At 68.9% G+C, this 14967-nt stretch carries 12 protein-coding genes; 10 read left to right on the forward strand and 2 right to left on the reverse strand.

Going from position 1 to position 14967, the window contains the following annotated elements:
• Window positions 1-303 precede the first annotated feature (303 nt).
• Window positions 304-1692: a MocR-like ectoine utilization transcription factor EhuR gene (ehuR, locus tag ACSSVZ_RS07740; RefSeq protein WP_453969217.1), complete on the reverse strand. Its 1389-nt coding sequence runs from the start codon at window positions 1690-1692 to the stop codon at window positions 304-306.
• 62 nt (window positions 1693-1754) lie between these two features.
• Here ehuR and ACSSVZ_RS07745 point away from each other — a divergent pair, with 62 nt between their 5' ends.
• The 3 genes from ACSSVZ_RS07745 (at window position 1755) to ACSSVZ_RS07755 (ending at window position 5363) form a co-directional block, all read left to right on the forward strand.
• Window positions 1755-2252, forward strand: coding sequence for an Lrp/AsnC family transcriptional regulator (locus ACSSVZ_RS07745; protein WP_453969218.1), 498 nt, complete (start codon window positions 1755-1757; stop codon window positions 2250-2252).
• A gap of 227 nt (window positions 2253-2479) precedes the next feature.
• Window positions 2480-3964, forward strand: coding sequence for an NAD-dependent succinate-semialdehyde dehydrogenase (locus ACSSVZ_RS07750; RefSeq protein ID WP_453969219.1), 1485 nt, complete (start codon window positions 2480-2482; stop codon window positions 3962-3964).
• Window positions 3965-3992: 28 nt separating this feature from the next.
• Window positions 3993-5363, forward strand: a complete 1371-nt coding sequence (locus ACSSVZ_RS07755; RefSeq protein WP_453969221.1) for an aminotransferase — start codon at window positions 3993-3995, stop codon at window positions 5361-5363.
• 133 nt (window positions 5364-5496) lie between these two features.
• Here ACSSVZ_RS07755 and ACSSVZ_RS07760 read toward each other — a convergent pair whose 3' ends face one another.
• On the reverse strand, window positions 5497-6735 hold the full coding sequence (locus tag ACSSVZ_RS07760) for an ROK family transcriptional regulator (RefSeq protein ID WP_453969222.1): 1239 nt from the start codon (window positions 6733-6735) through the stop codon (window positions 5497-5499).
• Window positions 6736-7221: 486 nt separating this feature from the next.
• On the opposite strand from ACSSVZ_RS07760, the gene ACSSVZ_RS07765 reads away from it, so the two are divergent.
• The 7 genes from ACSSVZ_RS07765 to ACSSVZ_RS07795 all read left to right on the forward strand — a co-directional run bounded on the left by ACSSVZ_RS07765 (window position 7222) and on the right by ACSSVZ_RS07795 (window position 14961).
• Complete coding sequence (locus ACSSVZ_RS07765) at window positions 7222-8178, forward strand: carbohydrate kinase family protein (protein WP_453969223.1); 957 nt, start codon at window positions 7222-7224, stop codon at window positions 8176-8178.
• Between the two features lie 367 nt (window positions 8179-8545).
• On the forward strand, window positions 8546-9859 hold the full coding sequence (locus tag ACSSVZ_RS07770; RefSeq protein ID WP_453969224.1) for an ABC transporter substrate-binding protein: 1314 nt from the start codon (window positions 8546-8548) through the stop codon (window positions 9857-9859).
• A gap of 99 nt (window positions 9860-9958) precedes the next feature.
• Window positions 9959-10831, forward strand: a complete 873-nt coding sequence (locus ACSSVZ_RS07775) for a carbohydrate ABC transporter permease (RefSeq protein ID WP_453969225.1) — start codon at window positions 9959-9961, stop codon at window positions 10829-10831.
• A 2-nt stretch (window positions 10832-10833) separates the two neighbouring features.
• A complete protein-coding gene (locus ACSSVZ_RS07780; RefSeq protein WP_453969226.1) occupies window positions 10834-11664 on the forward strand; it encodes a carbohydrate ABC transporter permease in 831 nt (276 codons plus the stop codon).
• Between the two features lie 13 nt (window positions 11665-11677).
• A complete protein-coding gene (locus ACSSVZ_RS07785; RefSeq protein WP_453969227.1) occupies window positions 11678-12679 on the forward strand; it encodes an ABC transporter ATP-binding protein in 1002 nt (333 codons plus the stop codon).
• Window positions 12676-13449, forward strand: coding sequence for an L-iditol 2-dehydrogenase (locus ACSSVZ_RS07790; RefSeq protein ID WP_453969228.1), 774 nt, complete (start codon window positions 12676-12678; stop codon window positions 13447-13449). Before ACSSVZ_RS07785 ends, ACSSVZ_RS07790 begins: the two co-directional genes overlap by 4 nt.
• 36 nt (window positions 13450-13485) lie before the next feature.
• Window positions 13486-14961 (forward strand): mannitol dehydrogenase family protein, encoded by a 1476-nt coding sequence (locus ACSSVZ_RS07795; RefSeq protein WP_453969229.1) that lies wholly within the window; start codon window positions 13486-13488, stop codon window positions 14959-14961.
• Window positions 14962-14967: the final 6 nt, after the last annotated feature.

Here is a 14967-nt window from a genome sequence, read left to right on the forward strand (position 1 = left end):
TGTTCATTTCCAGGACCGGTGCGGCCTCGGCCGCCGCGGTCCGCGCCGGACGGCGCGGCGCATGCGGCGGCTCCCGGGGGCCGCGCGTCACGATCACGGGGACGGCGTTTCAATCGGCCAAGACCCGCGCCCCGCGCCGTCACATCCGACGCGCCTAGAGTTGAACCATGACAAAGCCACGTCAATCTATTTCTTACTCATGACAATAAATTGCCTGAAATCTCGGCATGGTTCCGCGCGCCTGCGCGTGCGCCGGCCGCCGATTGACCGGTTCGGCGCCATCGGCGGGGCGGCGGCGGGGGTTCAGAGGGTGAGGAGGGCCGGTTCCGGCTTGTTGCGCACCAGCCGGGCGATCACCTCCAGGCCGCGTGCCAGGCTCGGTTCGCTCGAGCCGCCGAGGCAGATCCGGATGCCGGGGGCATGGGTCGGCAGGTCGACCGCGAACGCCGATCCCGCCGCCACCGCGACGCCTTCGCTGCGGGCGTGGGCGACGAAGGCGTCCTCGTTCCACTGCTCCGGCAGCGGCAGCCAGACGTGCATGCCGTTCGGGCTGCCGCGCGGGGCGAAGTCGCCGAGCGCCTCGACGACCATTCGGTTGCGCCGCGACAGCGCGTCCATCTGCCAGGCGAGCAGCTCGTCGGCCGTTCCGTCGCGCAGCCAGCGCGTGCCGATCTCGGCCATCAGCGGCGTCGCCATCCAGTTGGTGACCAGGTGCCGGTTGGCGGTGGCGGAGACCAGCGTCTCCGGCGCGACCAGCCAGCCGTAGCGCAGCCCCGGCAGCAGCGGCTTGGTCAGGCTGGTGAAATAGAACGTCCGTTCCGGCGCCAGCGCCGCGATCGGCGGCGGACGGTCGGGCTGCACCGGCCCCCAGGCGTCGTCCTCGACGATGGTCACGTCGTGCTGGCGGGCGATCTCGATCAGCGCGCGCCGGCGCGCCACCCCCATCGTGGTCGCCTGCGGGTTGAGGCCCGTGGGCATGACGAACAGGACCCGCACCTTGCGGGCCCGGCAGGCGCCGTCGAACGCCTCCGGGACGATGCCCTCGGCGTCGGTCTCCAGCCCCCGGAGGCCGAGGTCGAGGTAGCTGCACAGGGCCTTCAGCGTGTGATGGGTCAGGTCCTCCGAGACGACGTGGTCGCCGGGCCTGGCGACCGTCATCAGCGCCACCGTCATCGCCGAGGTGTTGCCGTTGGTGGGCAGCACCTGCGCCCGCTTCGCCTCGATCCCGCAGCGCTTCAGCCAGCCGAGCGCCGCCTCGCTGTGGGACATCAGCGTCGCCCGCGGCCGGAACGAGAACAGCACCTCGGAGGACACGTCCTTCGACATCTCCGCCAGCGTCGCCCGCATCCGCTGTTCGTGGATCTCGCCGGTCACCGGCGTCAGCATCGACAGGTCGATGACCTCGTCGCCGTCGCCGATTCGGTGCCACGGCGTGCGGGTGTCCGTCGCCGCGGCCCGCACGAAGGTGCCGCGGCCGACCATGCCGGCGATGGCGCCGAGCCGGTGCAGCTCCTCGTAGGCGCGGCTCACGGTCTGGACGCTGATGCCGAGCGTTTCGGCCAGATCGCGGTGGGTGGGCAGCCGGTCGCCCTGCTGCACCTCGCCCGACTTGATCGCGCCGATCAGGCTCTCGGCCAGCGACCGGTACACCGGACGCTTGAGGGTCGCGGGATTGGGTGGCCACATTGTCATGAGACTATCCTGCATGACATGGCTAGATTGACAAGATTTCCTGCCCTCAAGAGCGGTGCCGAATGAGCGCGATCCCCCTCGACGACCGTGACCTGCAGATCCTTTCGATCCTCAGCCGGGAAGGCCGCATCTCCAAGGTCGACCTTGCGCGCCGGGTCAACCTGTCGGCCACGCCGTGCTGGGAGCGCCTGCGCCGGCTGGAGGCCTCGGGCTTCATCCGCGGCTACCGGGCCGACGTGGTGCTGGCGAAGGTGGCGCCCCACGTCGTGGTCTTCGTGGTCGCGGAGCTGGAAAACCATAGGGCGGAGAGCTTCCAGGCTTTCGAGCGCGCGGTCGGACGCTACGACGAGATCGTGTTCTGCTGGGCGATCGGCGGCGGGTTCGACTATCTGCTGCAGATCGTTACCCGCGACATCGACAGCTATCAACGCCTCGTCGACGAACTGCTGGCCGCCGAGCTCGGGCTGAAGCGCTATTTCACCTACATCGTCACCAAGGAGGTGAAGGCCGGGCCTGCGCCGCTTGCCGAACTGCTCGCCGCGGGCCGCCAGACGATCTGACGCATCCGCCGGCCCACTTCAGACGATTCCTCTGCGCACGCCCCGCAGAACAGAATTTCCCTCGCCTCAGGTTCGCTACCCTTCGCCTCTCGATCCCCTGGTGCCGCTTCCGATCGGGTGGACCCGCGCGATCGGTCAGAAACGGGCCCAGGATCAATGTCCTGAGCACTTCCTCCTCGTTCGGGTCGGTTCGGTCCTGGCGGGGGAATTCTCCACGGAGGCGTCCGATGATTGCGACCGACACCATCCGCGACACGCTCATGGCCGATCTCGCCGACCGGGCGCTTGCGCGCAGCTTCGCCTATGTGGACGGCCGGTGGGTGGGGGCCCGCACCGGCGATACGCTCACCGTCACCAACCCCGCCGACGGCCGCATCGTCGCCGAGGTGGCACGGCTGTCGGCCGACGATGCGCGCACCGCCGTCGCCGCCGCGGACCGGTGCTTCCGGGACTGGTCTCATTCGCTGCCGCAGACGCGCACGCAGCTGCTGCGCCGCTGGCACGACCTGATGATCGCCCACCGCGAGGACCTCGCCCGGATCATGACGATCGAACAGGGCAAGCCGGTCTCCGAGGCGCGCGGCGAGATCGACTACGCCGCCTCGTTCGTGGAGTTCTACGCCGAGGAGGCCAAGCGCCCGAACATCGAGGGCGTCACGTCGCATCTGGCCGATGCCGAGGTCGAGCTGTGGCGCGAGCCGGTCGGCGTCGCCGCCCTGGTGACGCCCTGGAACTTTCCCTGCGCGATGATCACCCGCAAGGCGGCCGCGGCGATCGCCGCCGGTTGCACGGTGGTCGTGCATCCTTCCGCCGAAACGCCGCTGTCGGCGCTGGCGCTCGCCGAACTCGCCGATCGCGCCGGCTTCCCGGCCGGCCTGTTCAACGTGGTGACGGGCGACGCCCCGGAGGTCGTCGGCGCCTGGACCGCCGACGCGCGGGTCCGCGCGCTGTCGTTCACCGGCTCGACGGAAATCGGGCAGCTCCTCTATCGCCAGTCGGCCGACACGGTGAAACGGCTGGTGCTGGAGCTCGGCGGTCACGCGCCGTTCATCGTGTTCGCCGATGCCGATCTCGACCTCGCCGTCGACGAGGCCATCAAGGCGAAGTTCGCCACCACGGGCCAGGACTGCCTCGGCGCCAACCGCTTCCTGGTGGAGCGGCCGGTCTACGACGCCTTCTGCCGGCGCTTCGCCGAGCGCACCGCCGCGCTGACCCTCGGTCCGGGGCTCGACGATCCGGATCTCGGGCCGCTGATGAACGCCCGAGCCGTCGCCAAGCAGGAGGAGCACGTCGCCGACGCCCTGGCGCGCGGCGCGAAGCTGCTTGCCGGGGGAAAACGCTCGCCCCTCGGCGACCTCTTCTACGAGCCGACGGTGCTCACCGACGTGCCGCTGGACGCGCGGATCTTCCACGAGGAGACGTTCGGTCCGGTCGCCGCCATCGCGCCGTTCACCGGCGAGGCCGAAGCGATCCGCATCGCCAACGACACCGAATACGGCCTCGTCGCCTACCTCCACACCCAGGATCCGCGCCGCATCTACCGCGCCAGCCGGGCGCTGCAGTTCGGCATGGTCGCGGTCAACCGCACCAAGGTCACCGGTGCACCGATCCCGTTCGGCGGGATGAAGCAGTCCGGCATCGGCCGCGAGGGCGCCCGCCACGGCCTCGAGGCCTTCACCGACATCAAATACGTCTGCCGCAACTGGGCCTGAGCCTTCGTTGCCCAAACAGGAGACTGCCATGCTGACCAACGATACGCTCGCCGAATGGGATCGCGAGACCTTCTTCCATCCCTCGACCCATCTCGCCCAGCACGCGCGCGGCGAAACGCCGACGCGCATCATCACCGGCGGCAAGGGCGTCTACATCGAGGATCGGGACGGCCGGAAGCTGCTCGACGCGTTCGCCGGGCTCTACTGCGTCAACGTCGGCTACGGGCGGCCTGAAATCGCCGAGGCGATCGCCGAGCAGGCACGCGAGCTCGCCTACTACCACGCCTATGTCGGCCACGGCACCGAGGCCTCCATCACGCTGGCCAAGATGGTGCTCGACCGGGCACCCTCCAACATGTCGAAGGTCTATTTCGGCCTCTCCGGCTCGGACGCCAACGAGACCAACGTCAAGCTCGTCTGGTACTACAACAACGTGCTCGGCCGGCCGGAGAAGAAGAAGATCATCTCGCGCTGGCGCGGCTACCACGGCTCGGGCCTGATGACCGGCTCGCTGACCGGGCTGGAGCTGTTCCACAAGAAGTTCGACCTGCCGCTCTCCCAGGTGATCCACACCGAGGCGCCGTATTATTTCCGCCGCGCCGACACCTCCATGAGCGAAGCGCAGTTCGTCGCCCACTGTGCGTCCGAGCTGGAGGCGCTGATCGAGCGGGAAGGCGCCGACACCATCGCCGCCTTCATCGGCGAGCCGGCCCTCGGCACCGGCGGTCTCGTGCCGCCGCCGGCCGGCTACTGGGCAGCGATCCAGGCGGTGCTGGAGAAGCACGACATCCTGCTGATCGCCGACGAGGTCGTGACCGGCTTCGGGCGTCTGGGCTCGATGTTCGGCTCCGACCACTACGGCATCAAGCCGGACATCATCACCATCGCCAAGGGCCTCACCTCGGCCTACGCGCCGCTGTCCGGCTCCATCGTCTCCGACAAGGTGTGGAAGGTGCTGGAAAAGGGCACCGACGAGTTCGGCGTCATCGGCCACGGCTGGACCTACTCCGCCCATCCGATCGGGGCGGCCGCAGGCGTCGCCAACCTCAAGCTCATCGACGAGCTGGGCCTGGTGAAGAACGCCGGCGAGACGGGCGCCTATCTCAAGAAGGCGCTGGCGGATGCCGTCGGCGACCATGTCCACGTCGGCGAGGTGCGCGGCGAGGGGCTCTTTATCGCGGTGGAGTTCGTGAAGGACCGCGACAGCCGCACCTACTTCGATGCCGCTGAGAAGGTCTCCGCGCGCATCACCCAGGCGCTGCTCGGCGAGAACGTCATCGCCCGCGCGATGCCCCAGGGCGACATCATCGGCTTCGCACCGCCGCTCTGCCTGCGGCCGGACGAGGCGGACCTGATCGCCGCCAAGCTGAAGATCGCGGTGGACGCCGTCTTCGCCTGAGCGGCGGCGTCGCAAACCACCCAACGAAGCCCCCCGGCCAGGCCCGCGCCTGGCCGGGGGGCGCGTGGCGGCGAAGGTCTGAACGCCCCTCTCCGGTCGGTCGGGACACCCTGACCGGTCGGATGAGGCACGTCTACGTGCCCTGGAGAACCTCGGCGGGGCGGCGGTCGCGCAGCGCCCCGCCGTCGGCCCGCGCATCGGAAACGCGGACCAGCATCCCGGGGTCCGGCGAGAAGCGGCCGTGCAGCGGCAGCACCGCCGCGCCGAGCACGCGGGCCATCGGGCCGATCGAGCCGGTGGTGATTTCGGTCGGCGCCAGGCCGGCGCGGTTGAAGCCGTCCAGCGCCGCGGTCAGCCGGCCGACCATCGCGTCGCGCCACGGCGGCGGCAGGAGCCCGTCGATCACCACCCGTTCGAAGTCGATGATGCTCAGCGCCGAGACCACGCCGCGCGACAGGTCCGGGATCGCCGCGTCGGCCCAGGCCTCGAAGACGGCGCGGGCGCCCTCGGGCGCGTCCTGGGTCAGCGCCACCGAGGGATCGATCCCCGCGGCGACCAGGGCGCGCTCCAGCTTGATCACCGAAGCGCTGTGGATGAGCTGTTCCGGCGGCGCGCCGCCCCCCGACGGGCCGACCGGCATGGAGCCGACCGCGCCGGCGTTGAGCTGGGCGCCGGGGTAGAGCTTGCCGTCGATCACCACGCCGCCGCCGATGAAGGTGCCGAGATAGATGTAGAGCGCGCTTGGTCGGTCGATCGCCTTGCCGCAGATCATCTCGGCCGCGCAGGCCGCGGTGGCGTCGTTGTGCAGCGAGGTTTCGAGCCCCGTGGCCTCGGCCAGCGCGCCCGCCACGTCCGCGCCGCGCCAGCCGTCGAGCGCGCCGGGGGCGAGGCCCAGCTCCTTCGACCAGGCGTAGATCTCGCCGGGCATGGCGATGCCGAGGCCGACGATCCGCGCCCTGACCGACGCCGGCGCCCGCTCCATCAGGCGCCGCGCCTGGGAGATCGCCGAGGGGATGGTGCGCTCGGGCAGGGGGGCGTCGTAGCTTTCGCTGCTGGAGCCGATCACCTCGCCGAGCAGGTTGACCAGGATCGCCTCGGTGCTGCGGCGGCCGATCTTCACGCCGAGCGAAAAGGCGCCCTGCGGGTTCGGGGCGATCGGCGTCGACGGCTGGCCGACCTGGCCGCGCACCTTGTCCCGCTTCACCAGCAGGCCTTCGGTCAGCAGCTTGTTGACGATGACGGAGGCGGCCTGGCCGCTGAGGCCGGTCTCGCGCGCGATCTCGGCCTTGGAGAGCGCGCCGGCGCGCAGCAGCGCATCGATGATGAGCCGCTCGTTGTAGGCACGAAGGCCGCTGGTGTCCCCACCCCGCATGCGCGTTTGCCCCTGGACCGCGTTGCCATCCGACGTTGCGTTCGGACGGCGAAAGAGCGAGCCTCTTGTTTGTTCGGCGCCTTTTCGTTTCAGCGAAAGGGCCGACGACCGTATGCAACACGTGCTCCGGAACCGCAACGTCGGCCGCTGCCGCAGAACGGCGTCGGTCGAGGCGGTCGGGAGCCGGCCCCGCGGGAACCGCTCTGCGAAGTCTAGCGGAAAGGGAGTTATAAAACCAATCTGATTTAATTATTGACGATCGGTCCGGGCTGTGGCTGGCTTCGCGCTCGTGCGCGCAGGCGGCAGCTTGCCGCGCACGGATCGCGCAGGCCGTGCGCACCGCTTGGCGCGCCATTCGCGATGCGCGTCGCGTGCGGATTCGCGCAAAATCGCGCAGGATCGCGCAGCGAAAAACGCGCAAAAGCGCACGCAGGAACGACACCGAACGCGCGCACCAGACGCGCGCCAACGACATAAGAAGAGAGAGTGCACGTGGGAGGAATGTTCGTCGTCTGCGGCGAGGCGCTGTGGGATCTGTTCGCGCGGGAGGGCGGGGCCAGCCTCGCCTTCGACGCGCGGGTCGGCGGCTCGCCCTTCAACGTGGCCGTCGGCCTGGCCCGGCTCGACCAGCCCGCCGCGCTGCTGACGGGCCTCTCCACCGACCGGCTCGGCCAGCGGCTGTTCCAGGCGCTCGAGGCCGAGGGCGTCGACACCTCCTTCCTGGTGCGGGTGGCGCGGCCGACCACGCTCAGCCTGGTCGACCTCGGCCCGGACGGGTCGCCGGCCTATGCCTTCTACGGCGATCACGCCGCCGACAGGACCATCGCCCCGGCCGATCTTCCCGTCCTCGGCGACGACGTCTGGGGCCTGCACGTCGGCTCCTTCTCGCTGGTGGCCGAGCCCGTCGGCTCAAGCTTTCTTGAGCTTCTGGGGCGCGCGGCGGGCCGGCGCCTGGTCACGCTCGACCCCAACGTCCGCCTGACCGCGGAGCCGGATCTCGACCTGTGGCGGGAGCGGATCGCCGCCTTCGTCCGCCTCGCCGACCTCGTCAAGGTCAGTCAGGAGGACCTCGATCTCCTCTATCCCAGCCGCGCCGCCGAGGCGGTCGCCGGCGACTGGCGGGCGGCGGGCGCCGCCCTCGTCATCGTCACCCGCGGCCGCGAGGGCGCCGACGCCTACGCCCCCTTCGGCCGCGTCTCAGAGCCCGGCCGCCCCGTCGCCGTGGCCGATACCGTCGGCGCCGGCGACAGCTTCATGGCCGCCGCGATCGCCCGCCTCGCCGAGACCGGCACCCGCTCGCGGGCGGCCCTCGCCGCCCTTGGTGCCGACGAGGTCCGCGCGCTCCTGGGCTTCGCCTCGGACGCGGCGGCGATTACCTGCGGCCGCCGCGGCGCCGACCTGCCGCGCCGGTCCGAGCTCCGCCCCCTCGGCGTCGTCAACTGAGGCCTCGCGCCGGCCGGGGATCGCTCCAGGCTGCGGCCTCCCGCGGTGCGGAGCCGGGAACAAAGGCAAGGGCCCCCGGGTCGCGCGGCGGTGACAAGGCGGCAACGTTGTTCCCGTTCGGCGGCGCGTCGGTCGGCGGAGAGGGGAGAGCTGCGCCTAATTGAAAAATCAAAGTGATTTAATTATTGACAGCCCTCGGGGCGGATGATGTAGTTTTCGGACGCATCGGTTTCGAACCGGAGTTGAACGGCCGCCCGCGCTGGCGTGGCCGTGTTGCGCTCAGGACGAAGCACCGGCATCCTTGGGTTGTCCGGCCGAGAACAACAGCGTGGCGCCCATGACAGCCGCGCGGCATTGGGAGGAAAGCATGAGCTATCCAGCATGGCTGGTCGGCGCCGCATCCGTGTTGGCCCTGACCGCGGCAGCGAATGCCGAGACGATCACGATCGCCACCGTGAACAACGGCGACATGATCCGGATGCAGAAGCTGACCGACGACTTCACCAAGGATCATCCCGACATCGATCTCGAGTGGGTGACGCTCGAGGAAAACGTGCTGCGCCAGCGCGTGACGACCGACATCGCCACCAACGGCGGGCAGTACGACGTGTTGACCATCGGCAACTACGAGGTGCCGCTGTGGGCCAAGCAGAACTGGCTGCTGCCCCTCGACGGCATGCCCGAGGGCTATGACGCGGCGGACATCCTGCCGGCGATCGCGGGCGGCCTCTCGGTCGACGGCACCCTCTATGCGGCGCCGTTCTACGGCGAGTCCGCGATGCTGATGTACCGCACCGATCTGGCGGAGAAGGCCGGCATCACCATCCCCGATCAGCCGACGTGGACCGACATCAAGGCGGCCGCCAAGGCGATGACGGACAAGGACAACGAGATCTACGGCATCTGCCTGCGCGGCAAGGCGGGCTGGGGCGAGAACATGGCCTTCATCACCGCCATGTCGAATTCCTATGGCGCCCGCTGGTTCGACATGGACTGGAAGCCGCAGTTCGACAGCCCCGAGTGGAAGGCGACGCTCACCGACTATCTCGACATGATGAACAACTACGGCCCTCCGGGCGCCTCCTCCAACGGCTTCAACGAGAACCTCGCGCTGTTCCAGACCGGCAAGTGCGGCATGTGGATCGATGCCACCGTCGCCGCCTCCTTCGTCACCGACAAGGACGAATCGTCGGTCGCCGACAGCGTCGGCTTCGCGCAGTTCCCGAACAAGGAAGGCGTCGACAACCACGGCAACTGGCTGTGGTCCTGGAACCTCGCCATCCCCAATTCGAGCGATGCACCCGAGGCGGCGAAGGAGTTCGTGGCCTGGGCCACGTCGAAGCACTACACCGACCTGGTCGCCGAGACGGAAGGCTGGGCCGCGGCCCCTCCCGGGACCCGGACGTCGCTCTACGAGAACCCGGACTACCAGAAGGCGGCGCCGTTCGCCGAGATGACGCTCAACTCCATCAACGCCGTGGATACGAGCAAGCCGTCGGTGCAGGAAATCCCCTATACCGGCGCGCAGTTCGTCGCGATCCCCGAGTTCCAGGGCATCGGCACGGCCGTGGGGCAGATGTTCTCGGCCGCCCTTGCGGGCCAGATGAACGCCGATCAGGCGCTCCAGAACGCCCAGAACCTCACCGCGCGTGAGATGACGAAGGCCGGCTACCCCAAGTAGGTCTTCCTCCCACCGGGCGCGCTCTCCGCGGGGGCGCCCGGACCCCTTCCGTCCATTCCGCCCGCAGGCTTGGGGCCTGCCCGCGCTGGAGTGTCAGCCATGGCAACGGCTCATTCGCGTTCCGCCGCGCGGTTGATGATCTCGCCGGCCGTGCTGCTGCTTCTCGGCTGGATGGCGATCCCGCTGTCCATGACGATCTACTTCTCGTTCCAGCGCTACAACCTGCTGATGCCGGGCAGCAACGCCTGGATCGGGTTCCTGAACTACCGCTACTTCCTCACCGATCCGGCCTTCTTCGCCGCTCTCACCAACACCCTCCTGCTGGTCGGCGGGGTCCTGGTCATCACCATCGTCGGCGGCATCCTGCTGGCGATCCTGCTCGACCAGCCGATGTGGGGGCAGGGGATCGTCCGCATCCTGGTGATCGCGCCGTTCTTCGTCATGCCGACCGTTTCGGCGCTGGTGTGGAAGAACATGTTCATGAACCCCGTCAACGGGCTGTTCGCGAACATCGCCAAGGGGCTGGGCCTGCAGCCCTTCGATTTCCTCGCCGAGGCGCCGCTCGCCTCGATCATCCTGATCGTGGCGTGGCAGTGGCTGCCGTTCGCGACGCTGATTCTGCTGACGGCGCTGCAGTCGCTCGACAGCGAGCAGCTCGAGGCGGCCGAGATGGACGGGGCCAGCCCGATCGGCCGCTTCTTCCACATCATGCTGCCGCATCTGGCCCGCGCCATCACCGTGGTGGTGCTGATCCAGACCATCTTCCTGCTGTCGATCTTCGCCGAGATCCTCGTCACCACCAACGGCGGACCGGGCTACGCCACCACCAACATCACCTATCTCGTCTACGCCCAGTCGCTGCTGCAGTTCGATGTGGGCGGCGGGTCGGCCGGCGGTGTCGTCGCCATCATCCTCGCCAACATCGTCGCCATCTTCCTGATGCGGATGATCGGCAAGAACCTGGATATCTGATCATGGCCAGGGCAGCGTCTTCACGCCGGAAACTGGGAATGACCCTCCTCGCCTGGGCGATCGGGCTGCTGATCTTCTTCCCGGTCCTGTGGACGGTGCTGACCAGCTTCAAGACCGAGGCCGAGGCCATCGCCTCGCCGCCGTCGTTCCTGTTCTTCGACTGGACGCTGGCCAACTATGCCGAGGTGCAGGAGCGGTCGGACTATTTCCGCCACTTCTGGAATTCCGTGGTGATTTCGCTCGGCTCCACGGTGCTCGGCCTGATCATCGCGATTCCCGCCGCCTGGTCGATGGCGTTCGTTCCCGGCCGGCGGACCAAGGACGTCCTGATGTGGATGCTGTCCACCAAGATGCTGCCGCCGGTGGGCGTCCTCATCCCGATCTACCTGATCTTCCGCGATCTTGGCCTTCTCGACACCGTGCCGGGCCTGGTGATCGTCCTCATGCTGATCAACCTGCCGATCATCATCTGGATGCTGTTCACCTATTTCCGCGAGATCCCCGGCGAGATCCTGGAGGCGGCTCGCATGGACGGGGCCGGCCTGCGCGCCGAGATCATCTACGTGCTGACGCCGATGGCGGTGCCCGGCATCGCCTCGACCCTGCTGCTCAACATCATCCTGGCCTGGAACGAGGCGTTCTGGACCCTCAACCTGACGGCGGCGAAAGCCGCGCCGCTGACCGCCTTCATCGCCGGCTATTCCAGCCCCGAAGGGCTGTTCTACGCCAAGCTCTCCGCCGCCTCGACCATGGCCATCGCGCCGATCCTGATCCTGGGCTGGTTCAGCCAGAAGCAGCTCGTGCGCGGCCTGACCTTCGGCGCGGTCAAATAAGGGACCTCGAACAATGGGGCACATCTCGCTCAGGCAGATCACCAAGAGCTTCGGCGAGACGGAGGTCATCCGGCCGCTCGATCTGGAGATCCAGGACGGCGAATTCATCGTCTTCGTCGGGCCGTCAGGCTGCGGCAAGTCCACCCTGCTGCGGCTGATCGCCGGGCTGGAGGACGTCACCTCCGGCACCATCGAGATCGACGGCCGCAACGCCACCGAGGTGCCGCCCGCCAAGCGGGGCCTGGCGATGGTGTTCCAATCCTACGCGCTCTATCCGCACATGAGCGTGCGCAAGAACATCGCTTTCCCATTGAAGATGGCGGGCGTCGACAAGGCGGAGATCGACCGCAAGGTGGACTCGGCCGCGCGGATCCTCAACCTCACCGACTATCTGCACCGGCGGCCGGGTCAGCTGTCGGGCGGCCAGCGCCAGCGCGTCGCCATCGGCCGTGCCATCGTCCGCGAGCCGGCTGCCTTCCTGTTCGACGAGCCGCTGTCGAACCTCGACGCGGCGCTGCGCGTCAACATGCGCCTGGAAATCTCCGAGCTGCACAACAGCCTGGAGACGACGATGATCTACGTCACCCACGACCAGATCGAGGCGATGACGATGGCCGACCGCATCGTCGTCCTGCATGCCGGCCGGATCGAGCAGGTGGGGACGCCGCTGGAGCTCTACTCCGCGCCGCGCAACGTCTTCGTCGCGGGCTTCATCGGCTCGCCGAAGATGAACTTCATCGACGGTGCGGAGGCCGCAAAGCACGACGCCCACACCGTCGGCATCCGTCCCGAACACATGGCGGTGTCCACCAGCGAGGGCGCGTGGAAGGGCCGGGTGAGCATCTCCGAGCACCTTGGCTCCGACACCTTCCTCCACGTCCAGACCGAGCACCTCGGCACGCTCACCGCCCGGGCGGACGGCGAGTTCGCGGTCCGCCACGGCGACACCGTCTGGCTGACCCCGCAGGCCGACAAGCTGCACCGGTTCGATCGCGAGGGGCTGGCGCTCGGATGAAACGGCTGGATGGCAGGTCCGCGATCGTCACCGGCGCGGCGCGCGGCATCGGGCGGGCCTTCGCCGAAGCCTATGTGCGGGAGGGCGCGACGGTCGCGATCGCCGACATCGATCTTGAGAGGGCGACGGCGACTGCCCGCGAGATCGGCGAGGCGGCCTATGCCGTTCGCCTCGACGTCACCGACCAGGCGTCCATCGACGCGGCCGTCGAGACGGTGGTGGCGCGGGCCGGACGCATCGACATCCTGATCAACAACGCGGCCCTGTTCGATCTGGCGCCGATCGTCGAGATCACCCGGGAGAGCTTCGACCGCCTGTTTTCCATCAACGTTGCCGGGACGCTGTTCGTGCTGCAGGCCGTTGCGAAACAGATGATCAAGCAGGGAGACGGCGGACGGATCATCAACATGGCGAGCCAGGCTGGCCGGCGCGGCGAGGCCCTCGTCGGCGTCTATTGCGCGACCAAGGCGGCGGTGATCAGCCTGACCCAGTCGGCCGGGCTCGACCTCATCCGGCACGGCATCAACGTCAACGCAATCGCCCCGGGCGTCGTCGACGGCGAGCACTGGGACGGCGTCGATGCGCACTTCGCCAAATACGAGAACCGGCCCCTCGGCGAGAAGAAGCGGCTCGTCGGCGAGGCGGTGCCCTACGGGCGCATGGGCCGTGCCGACGACCTGACCGGCATGGCGGTCTTCCTCGCCTCCTCCGAGGCGGACTATATCGTCGCCCAGACCTACAACGTCGACGGCGGCAACTGGATGAGCTGAGGCGCTCCACCCGCCCAGCGACCACAAGGACCGGATATGACCACACGGCTTTCCGCCGCAGCACTTCCCACCCTTGCCGGTTCGGCCGCCGTTCCGGTCTACGACCGGGCGGCGCTCTCCGCCGGCATCCTGCATTTCGGGGTCGGCAACTTCCACCGGGCGCATCAGGCCGTCTATCTCGACGCGCTGTTTGCCACCGGCCGCGATCATGACTGGGCGCTCGTCGGCGCCGGCGTCATGCCGGGCGACGCGGCGATGCGCGCCGCGCTCGAAGGCCAGGACTGGCTGACGACAGTGGTTGAGCAGTCGGCGGAGGCGAGCAGCGCCCGGGTGACCGGGGCGATGATCGACATGCTGCCGGTTGGCGACGCTGCGGCGATCGTCGAGCGGCTTGCCGATCCGGCCATCCGCATCGTGTCGCTGACCGTCACCGAGGGGGGCTATTTCGTCGACGCGACCGGCACCTTCGACCCGACCCACCCGGCCATCGTTGCCGACGGCGCCGCGCCGGACGCGCCGAAGACGGTGTTCGGGCTGATCGCCGCCGGCCTGAAGCGCCGGCGCGCGGCGGGGATCGCCCCGTTCACCGTCATGTCCTGCGACAACATCCCCCACAACGGCGCGGTGGCCCGCAACGCGGTGGCCGGCGTGGCGCGGCTCTCCGACCCCGCCTTCGCCGACTGGATCGCGGCGACGGTGGCCTTCCCGAACGGCATGGTCGATCGGATCACGCCGGCGACGGGCGAGCGCGAACGCCAGATGCTGGCGCGCGAGTTCGGCATCGACGACGCCTGGCCGGTGTTCTGCGAGGACTTCTCCCAGTGGGTCCTGGAGGACAGGTTTCCGGCAGGACGGCCCGCGCTGGAAGAGGTCGGCGTCCAGTTCGTCCCGGACGTGACGCCCTTCGAGATCATGAAGATCCGCATCCTCAACGGCGGCCACGCGGTGATCGCCTACCCGGCGGGTCTCCTGGACATCCATTTCGTGCACGAGGCGATGGAGCATCCGCTGGTTGCGGCCTTCCTGGAGAAGGTCGAGCGCGAGGAGATCATGCCGGTGGTGCCGCCGGTGCCGGACACCGATCTCGACTGGTACTTCGGCGAGATCAAGCGCCGCTTCGCCAACCCGAAGATCGGCGACACCGTGCGCCGCCTGTGCCTCGACGGCTCCAACCGGCAACCGAAGTTCATCGTCCCCACCGTCGCCGATCGCCTCAAGGCGGGCGGCGATGTCACGGGGCTGGCGCTGGAGTCGGCGCTGTGGTGCCGCTACTGCTACGGCGAAACGGAAAGCGGCGCGGTCATCGAGCCGAACGACCCGAGCTGGGACCGGCTGGTGGCGCTCGCCCGGCTGGCGAAGACCGATCCCGACGCGTGGCTCGCCATGGAGGACGTCTACGGCGAGGTCGGCCGGGCGGCGCCGTTCCGCAAGGCCTTCGCCCACGCCCTCGGTGCGCTCTGGGCCGACGGCACGGAAGCGGTGCTCGCCCGCTATCTCGACGGACGCCTCTAGATCTCA

It is taken from the genome of Amorphus sp. MBR-141 (assembly GCF_053628695.1).

Bases quoted from the DNA above. Each gene is read 5' to 3' on its own strand.
- ehuR (WP_453969217.1), bottom strand. From the start codon at position 1,692: ATGACAATGTGGCCACCCAATCCCGCGACCCTCAAGCGTCCGGTGTAC.
- ACSSVZ_RS07775 (WP_453969225.1), top strand. From the start codon at position 9,959: ATGGCAACGGCTCATTCGCGTTCCGCCGCGCGGTTGATGATCTCGCCG.
- ACSSVZ_RS07750 (WP_453969219.1), top strand. From the start codon at position 2,480: ATGATTGCGACCGACACCATCCGCGACACGCTCATGGCCGATCTCGCC.
- ACSSVZ_RS07760 (WP_453969222.1), bottom strand. From the start codon at position 6,735: ATGCGGGGTGGGGACACCAGCGGCCTTCGTGCCTACAACGAGCGGCTC.
- ACSSVZ_RS07755 (WP_453969221.1), top strand. From the start codon at position 3,993: ATGCTGACCAACGATACGCTCGCCGAATGGGATCGCGAGACCTTCTTC.
- ACSSVZ_RS07790 (WP_453969228.1), top strand. From the start codon at position 12,676: ATGAAACGGCTGGATGGCAGGTCCGCGATCGTCACCGGCGCGGCGCGC.
- ACSSVZ_RS07745 (WP_453969218.1), top strand. From the start codon at position 1,755: ATGAGCGCGATCCCCCTCGACGACCGTGACCTGCAGATCCTTTCGATC.
- ACSSVZ_RS07770 (WP_453969224.1), top strand. From the start codon at position 8,546: ATGAGCTATCCAGCATGGCTGGTCGGCGCCGCATCCGTGTTGGCCCTG.
- ACSSVZ_RS07785 (WP_453969227.1), top strand. From the start codon at position 11,678: ATGGGGCACATCTCGCTCAGGCAGATCACCAAGAGCTTCGGCGAGACG.
- ACSSVZ_RS07780 (WP_453969226.1), top strand. From the start codon at position 10,834: ATGGCCAGGGCAGCGTCTTCACGCCGGAAACTGGGAATGACCCTCCTC.
- ACSSVZ_RS07795 (WP_453969229.1), top strand. From the start codon at position 13,486: ATGACCACACGGCTTTCCGCCGCAGCACTTCCCACCCTTGCCGGTTCG.